This window comes from Mycobacterium sp., from assembly GCF_035506235.1.
GTDB lineage: Bacteria > Actinomycetota > Actinomycetes > Mycobacteriales > Mycobacteriaceae > Mycobacterium.
The window spans coordinates 1-6050 of record NZ_DATJPU010000244.1 but is presented as its reverse complement, the minus strand read 5'-3'; the positions used below and the strand labels follow the sequence as shown (position 1 = coordinate 6050).

Genomic DNA, 6050 nt, shown 5'->3' with positions numbered 1-6050 from the left:
CTCCTATCAAGTCACAATCCGAGCCTCCGGCGGGCACCCCGCAGCCGCCACAACAAAGCCGACAAATCGGGACAAGGACACTCCGCACGGAGGTCAGGGTTTTATCGGGTCGGGCCCTGCCGTGACGCCTGCCTGACTATTCTCACTGGTTTTATGCACACCTCGCTTTGTGTGACCGGTGTGCTTCCCGATCTCATCGCGAGCGTAGTACCTGGGTGAGACTTTGCGGTCAGTTCGGGCGGTTGGCGTCATGCCAGGCCTGCCAGATTTCGGGGCGGAGGCGGCCGCGGTCGGGCACCGGCAGGCCGACGGTGCGGGCCCAGGCGCGGACTTCTGCGGTGCTTGGTTGCGGCGCGGCCGGTGCTCGATGAAGCTCGGTGAGGTCGATGCTGGTTGGTGAGATGTGCTGCAGCGCAGCGTATTCGGTGCTGGCCCAGGTATGGGCGGCGGCCAGGAACCGGTAAGTCCATTCCTCGGCGAGCTGGCGGGTCTCGCAGAACACCACCGGCACATTGGGCCACCGGATCTGCAGTTCGGCCAGCCCGTCGGCCACGACGGCCGGACGCACCCGCTCGAGTTTGAACATCTGCGAGTACCGGTCCTCGACCACGAGTGCGGCCCTTGGGAGCGCGGCGAGGTCAGCCACCTGGTAGCGCAGCTTGCCGCTGGTGAGGCTGGCGATGAGGTCTAGCAGCGACTTGCGCTCCACCGACGCGACGAGCTGCCCATCGACGATCAGCCCGTAGTCGCCGCACGGCAACGCCCGCCGAACGATGGTCACTTGCTGGGTGGGAAATCGGTAGCCGTACTGCTCGTGCGTATCGACGACGATCTGCAGGACGTCGATGCCATGAGCGCGGGCGGTCGGAGTGCGCACGTTGGGGCGGGCCTGCTTACGGGTGCGCGCCGACTGCCAGAACACCGCATCCCGACCCCGCGCCGTGGTGAAGACGAGCTGAGAGCGGTTCTCGCGGGACCGGTTGGCGATCACGTCGATGGCCGCCCCGCGGCGTCGGCAGGACCGCAACGGCACGCGTTCGACGATGACCGCATCGGTGGGCCACTCGTCGAGGTCGACCGGGTAGCAATACAACGCTTTGACACGCGGCCACCTCCCCGAGGTGCGAAACAGCAGGTCACCACCGGGCTGCGGAACCCGCAGCAGGAACGGCAGTCGGGAATCCTCGTCCGGATTGACCACGATCAGCAACTCCGCCACGAGCCCGAGTCTGCCGGTCCGCAGCGAGGTTGGCGGCGCAACCGCGGTCAGCGTGCGGGCCCTACGTGAGGATGTGCTTGCTGGCCAGCCTGGCGTAGTAGTTGGCCTCGGCTTCTGCGGGTGGGATTCGGCCCAGGCGATGCATGAGCCTGCTGGCGTTGTACCAGGCCACCCACGCCGAGGTGATGTTCTCCAGGTCGGCCAGAGTGCGGATCGGTCCGTTGCGGAACGGGGAGCCTTCCCGCACGCACTCGGTTTTGTACAGCCCGATCGTCGTTTCGGCCAACGCGTTATCGAGGGCATCCCCGACGGTCCCGACCGACGGAACCAGTCCCTCCAGCATCAGCGTCTCAGTGAAATGTATTGCGGTGTACTGTGATCCGGCGTCACTGTTAAGCTGGACCCGGCTTAACAGCGATGCCGGAAGTCAGTACACCGCAATACATTACGGCGAGGCACTGATGCTTGAAGGGCTAATTCCATCGGTGGGGACTGTCGGCGACGCGCTCGATAATGCCTTGTGCGAGACGACTATAGGGCTGTATAAGACCGAGTGTATCCGCGAGAGTTCCCCGTTTCGCAGCGGGCCTATCGACACCCTCGCCGACCTGGAGAACATGACCTCCGCGTGGGTGGGCTGGTACAACCAATGCAGGCTTATGCACCGCCTTGGCCGAATCCCACCCGCAGAAGCCGAGGCCGAGTACTACGCTCGACTCCACGCCGGAAAGCACACCGGTCACACGGAATGAGGTGTGCATCAAACCGGGGATGCTCCAGTCGAGGTGGAAGAGCTGGGTGAGGGTGTCCTGGGTGGGGTTGGTTTCGGTGAGCATGCGGCGTGCTTTGGGTCGGCCGCGGTCGCCTTGGTAGAGCAGGACGGTCTCCGCGATGCCGGCGAGCTCGCCGAGGAGGGCCGGCACGCTTAAGTGCAGGCGGGCTCGGCGGGTTCGGTGTCGCATGAGATGGGCGATCTGGAGGGCGAGGACGCAGGTGAACGTGTGGACGCGGATGTTGTGCTCGGTCCAGTGTTGCATTGGGGAGAACGGCTGTTGAGCGTCCCTTTGTATGACGACCACGGAGGGTCTCTCCGTCACTTCGGATGCCGCCGTCGGGTTGCGGGCTTTCGTCGGCACCACCAATGTGGCGACGTACGGTGGTGCAGCCGGTGACGGGCCCGCGCCGTACCGAACGACGCGGGGCATCGTGACGAGTGGGCGTCGTCGGCAAAGTGAGTGACGGCACTGACCCGAAAGCTGTTGCGCCCAAAACGAACTGACCCCTTCCCCAATCCGGGGTGTGGTAGGCAACACTGATGCACCGTGAACGCAGTGTCCGGCAGTGATCGTCGTCCGCCGACCCGAGGACGCCGAGGCCCGGCTCGCCGACGCCGTCATGTGCTGCCCGCGCTGCGGCGGTGCGCTGGCCAAATGGGGGTACGCGCGCCAACGCACCGTCCGCGCGCTCCGTGCGGCGACGGTGACCGTGCGCCCGCGGCGGGTGCGGTGCCGCGACTGCGCCACCACCCACATCCTGCTGCCGACCGCGCTGCAGCCGCGGCGCGCCGACACCACCGAGGTGATCGGAACCGCGTTGGCGCACAAGGCGAACGGCCTCGGGTTCCGGCGCATCGCCGCCCGCCTGGGCCGGGCCGAATCGACGGTGCGGCGCTGGCTGCGCCGCGCCACCGACAAGCACCTGTCCTGGGCATGCCAGCAGGGCGCGACCCGGCTGATCCAGCTTGCCCCTGAGGCGTTCACTGAGATCCGTTACGCCGGCAACCAGTTGCGGCACACGCTGACCGTGCTCATCGCGGCCGCCTATTGGGATCGCCGCCGTTGCGGGTTCGAGGACCCGCCGTGGACGCTGATCGGCATGTACACCCGCGGCCGGCTCCTCGCTCCACCCCGCAGCGGCTGAAAATCGAGTCCACCGGCGGACACCCCTGCTCCCGGCATGGCGTCACCACACCGCCGACCAATCGTCACCGTGCCGACGATGCCGTCACCGCGACGATCACCCCGTCAAGGTGGCGACCAACGCCACCATCTTCGTCTTCATCGAGAGTGACGGCGTCATCGTCATTTTCAGTGCCGGGCAACAAACGACACCACGTGGGGATCTTTGAGCTGCCGGAAGGCGAACTCGGCCTCGGATTGGGACCGGTAGCCGGTGACGACCCGGGCGACCGGCCAGTCGTCGTGGTCGGTGATCAGCACGTGCTTGCCGAACAGTTCTTCTTCCAGCCCCGCGCGGGCGGTGGTGTCGATGTTCCATTCCAGGCGCAGGTCGGCGGGTTCGTCGCCGGTCAGCTGCCAGGTGACGACGCGGCGCACCCAGGGGGTGCGGGTGATTGCGGCGATCTCGGCCTCGACTGCGGCGCGGGGTCGGCGGGTCTTGCCGCGGGCGAGGGTGGTGGCCAGCGCATCGAGCTTCGTGCCGGCCTTGGCCAGGGGTGGTGCCGTCGAAGCCGCAGGCCTGGCTTTCGTGCAACTCCGGTGAGTGGGTCAGGATCGTGCGCCGGACCGTGCCGTAGACCTCGCGGCGGGTGTCGTGGGCGGTCAGGCCCTCGAACCGGGCGTCGACGACGGTGCGCACGGTGGCGGGCAGCGCGGCCAGGTCCGGGCAGTCGCTGATCGGCACCGACCCGATGTAGTGCAGGCCGCTGCCGGCCAGGTGGGCGAAGTTGTCGGCGCTGTTCTGCCCGGCGTCGAAGACCACCGTCATCTCCGCGCTGCCGCTGGTGCGCCCGGCCGCGGCGGTGATCGCCTCGTATCGCCGGCGGAGCTGGTCGATCATCGGCGGGAACTGGGTGACGTCCGGCTTGTCGCCGGGGTAGGCATGCCAGGTCAACGGGATCCCGCCGTCACGGGTGACCACCAGGCCCAGCCCGACCAGCCGCAGGTCGCTGCGTTTCTGCTTCGCCTTGCCCCGCTGCGCGATCGGGGCCTTCGCGTTCGCTGTGGTGATGAAGGTCGCGAAGTTGGTCATGTCCAGCGCCACCGAGGAGACATCGACCCCGCTGACCTCGATCAACCGCAGCGCGATCGTCTGGCCGATCCGCTCCAACTGCTGCGCGGTGACCGCGTGCATGGCGTTCCAGAACCGCCGGTGGTCCAGGGCGCGGGCACCGATCTTGGTGAACCGGTCCGCGGCGGTGGACTTCCACCAGTCCGCGAACGCTGCCTTCGAACACCAGGTCTCCTGATGTGATGAAGGGGCGGGGCCTCCGCTCCTCGTGGGTTCCCGGCGGATGCTGGGGTGTCACGTCCAACACTGATGTAGGAGGCCCCTATGTGTGAGTATGACGGAAAACAGTTCGTCGGGATTGATCTGCACCGACAAAGGTCGGTGATCGTGCGGCAGACCGATTCGGGTGAGCAGCTCAGCGCGGTGCGTATCGTCAACGATCCGGTGGCGTTGGGTCTGCAGCTCGAGGAGGCCGGCTCGAACCCCGAGGTGGTGTTGGAAGCCACGTACGGGTGGTACTGGGCGGTCGATGTGCTGCAGGCCGCCGGTGCGCAGGTTCATTTGGCACATCCGTTGGGTGTCAAAGGATTTCGGTATCGGCGGGTGAAGAACGACGTCCGAGACGCCGCTGATTTGGCGGATCTGCTGCGGATGAATCGGTTGCCCGAGGCGTGGATCGCGCCACCACAGGTTCGTGAGTTGCGGGAACTGGTGCGCTACCGCGCCAAGATCGTGGCGATCCGCTCCGGACTCAAGGCCCAGGTGCACGCCGTGCTCGCCAAGGCCGGGGTGTTGATCGCGGCCACCGACCTGTTCGGTGTCGACGGACGCAAACGGCTGGAAAAGACGGCGCTGGCCGGCCCGTACGCGGCTCGGGTCGCGTCGCTGCTGCATCTGATCAACGTGTTCGACGCCGAGGAAGCGGTGTTCGTCGCGCTGATCGCCGAACGCTTGGCTGAGCATCGCGGCTATCGGGCGATTCAGGGGTTGCCCGGTGTCGGCCCGATCCTGGGGGCGATCTTCGTCGCCGAGATCGGGGAGGTGCATCGCTTCGCCGGCCCGCGCCCGTTGTGTTCGTGGGCCGGTCTGACGCCGCGCCACCACGAGTCCGACACCGTGATACATCGTGGTCACATCACCAAACAGGGTTCCAAGCTGGTTCGCTGGGCCACCGTGGAGGCGATCCAACGTAAAACCACCGTCAAGATCGGCGCCGATCGCAAACGGATCGAAGCCCGACGCGGCAAGAGCGTCGCCAAGATCGCCGCGGCCCGAAAACTGCTCACCCTCGTCTACTACGGCCTACGCGACGGAGAAATCCGGGCGTTGGCTCGAGACGCCGCGTGAGCCGCCCGGACGCGGCATACGCGTGGTCGTGGCTATGTCTGACCCCGCAATGGCGTGGTCGTCCTCCTGATTGACCCCGTATGCCGCTCGCCGCACCACTCCATGCCCGCTTCGGCCGGGCGAAGGAATGACCGGCAGCCGGGTCGCCGGCCTGCCCAGCCCCTTCACATCAGCCTGGAGAAACGCACCCCCCACAACCGCACACCGCCCGACTTGTCTTCGACTCCCGGCAAGTCTGCACCGAGCAGGGGCGGCGTCAAGACCGTTCGTCGGGGCCGCTGACGCGCCGCCGTACGCTGCGTCTTGACCCCGTTCCCTTAACTCGGTGCCCGCCCAAAACCGGTCGAAGACGGCGAAAACAAAGCTTGACAGCACCCCGCCCCTTCAGACATCCCAGGGGCCAGGAATGTCAAGCAGCGGTTTGCCGATCGTTGTTGTGGTGCGACCAGGCGGTGGTCTCGTCGTAGCGCGTGCGGGTTTTCAGGCAGCCGTGCAGGATACCGACGAGCCGGTT

The 6050-nt window shown here is 66.7% G+C and carries 4 protein-coding genes and 4 pseudogenes; 3 read left to right on the top strand and 5 right to left on the bottom strand.

Features of this window, described 5'->3' with window-relative positions:
* Positions 1-229: 229 nt before the first annotated feature.
* The gene (locus VMD50_RS22070) at positions 230-1219 is read right to left on the bottom strand and encodes an ERCC4 domain-containing protein (protein WP_325430708.1); all 990 of its coding nucleotides are present in this window, start codon (positions 1217-1219) and stop codon (positions 230-232) included.
* Between the two features lie 61 nt (positions 1220-1280).
* Positions 1281-1613, bottom strand: a pseudogene (locus VMD50_RS22065) (integrase core domain-containing protein); the annotation flags it as partial.
* A gap of 16 nt (positions 1614-1629) precedes the next feature.
* On the opposite strand from VMD50_RS22065, the pseudogene VMD50_RS22060 reads away from it, so the two are divergent.
* A pseudogene (locus tag VMD50_RS22060) lies at positions 1630-1971 on the top strand (integrase core domain-containing protein); the annotation flags it as partial.
* A 15-nt stretch (positions 1972-1986) separates the two neighbouring features.
* On the opposite strand, the pseudogene VMD50_RS29985 reads toward VMD50_RS22060, so the two are convergent.
* A pseudogene (locus tag VMD50_RS29985) lies at positions 1987-2265 on the bottom strand (IS1634 family transposase); the annotation flags it as partial.
* 295 nt (positions 2266-2560) lie between these two features.
* Between VMD50_RS29985 and VMD50_RS22050 the strand changes: the two are divergent.
* A complete protein-coding gene (locus VMD50_RS22050) occupies positions 2561-3139 on the top strand; it encodes a DUF6431 domain-containing protein (protein WP_325430704.1) in 579 nt (192 codons plus the stop codon).
* A gap of 167 nt (positions 3140-3306) precedes the next feature.
* Here the strand turns inward: VMD50_RS22050 and VMD50_RS22045 are convergent, their stop codons facing one another.
* On the bottom strand, positions 3307-3555 hold the full coding sequence (locus VMD50_RS22045; protein ID WP_325430702.1) for a hypothetical protein: 249 nt from the start codon (positions 3553-3555) through the stop codon (positions 3307-3309).
* 190 nt (positions 3556-3745) lie between these two features.
* Positions 3746-4354, bottom strand: a pseudogene (locus tag VMD50_RS29980) (IS1634 family transposase); the annotation flags it as partial.
* 159 nt (positions 4355-4513) lie between these two features.
* Here VMD50_RS29980 and VMD50_RS22030 point away from each other — a divergent pair.
* Positions 4514-5536, top strand: a complete 1023-nt coding sequence (locus VMD50_RS22030) for an IS110 family RNA-guided transposase (RefSeq protein ID WP_325430696.1) — start codon at positions 4514-4516, stop codon at positions 5534-5536.
* Positions 5537-6050 lie beyond the last annotated feature (514 nt).

What these genes read in the sequence shown, in the direction of transcription:
- VMD50_RS22030 (WP_325430696.1), top strand. Translation starts at nt 4,514, where the DNA reads ATGTGTGAGTATGACGGAAAACAGTTCGTCGGGATTGATCTGCACCGA.